The organism is Nocardioides sp. P5_C9_2, from assembly GCF_054049555.1.
Map to the genome: position 1 here is coordinate 1 of NZ_JBFUMD010000749.1, position 1044 is coordinate 1044.

General features: G+C 76.1%; 1 protein-coding gene. It reads left to right on the forward strand.

Annotation, left to right across the window (positions count from 1 at the left end; translation table 11 throughout):
* Nucleotides 1-1044, forward strand: a 1044-nt coding sequence (locus ACXJKL_RS21485; RefSeq protein WP_457209020.1) for a glycoside hydrolase family 3 protein, incomplete at both ends; no start/stop codon positions are given.

A 1044-nucleotide genomic window follows, 5' to 3' on the forward strand; every position in this document is an offset into this window, starting at 1 on the left:
GCTCGGCCTCGTGGAGGGCTGGGGGCCCACCCGGCCCGAGCTCGAGCGGGCGGCCCGGCTCGTCGGTCGGATGTCCCTGCCGGATCTGGCCGGTCAGGTGATCGTGGCGGAGTGGAGCGGGACGGCCGCCCCCGTGTCGATGGTGCGCGGGCTGCACCTCGGTGGGGTCATCGCCTTCTCCGACAACGTGGCGTCCACCGGGCAGATCCGTGCCGTCAACGCGACCCTGGACCGCGCCGTACGCCGTCCGTGGCCACTGTTCGTCTCCGTCGACCAGGAGGGCGGCATCGTCGAGCGGGTCAAGGGCGATGCCACCCGGTTCCCGACCTTCATGTCCGCCGGCGCCGCGGGCGAGCCGCGGGTGACCACGGCGGCCTACCGCGCCAGCGCCGCCGAGCTGCGGGGCCTCGGCTTCGACGCGGTGTTCGCCCCGGACGCCGACGTGACGTCCGGGCCCGGCGACCCCACCATCGGGTCGCGCTCCGCGGGCTCCGACGCGGGCACGGTGAGCACCCAGGTCGTCGCCGCCGTCGAGGGCATCGAGCAGGCCGCGGTGGTCCCGGTGCTGAAGCACTTCCCCGGCCACGGGTCCGTGCCGCAGGACAGCCACCTCACCCTCCCGGTGCAGAAGCGCACCCGCGCGCAGCTCGTCGCCGTCGACCTCGCCCCCTTCGCCGCCGCCGTCGAGGCCGGGGTCCCCGCCGTGATGGTGGGGCACATCGACGTCCGCGCCATCGACGCCGGCGTCCCGTCGTCGATGTCGCGGAAGGTCGTCACCGGGGTGCTGCGCGAGCGGCTGGGCTTCGAGGGGCTGGCGATCACCGACTCGCTCTCGATGGCCGGGGTCCAGCGGCAGTACGACGCCGCACGCTCGGCCGTCCAGGGGCTGCGGGCCGGCAACGACGTGCTGCTGATGCCGCCCTCGCCGGCCGCCGCCCGCGCCGGGATCGTGCGGGCCGTGCGTGGCGGGTCGCTGCCCCGCCGCCGGCTCGAGCAGGCCGCCGCCCGGATGGTCGCGCTGCTCCTGCACTCCGAGGGCACGCC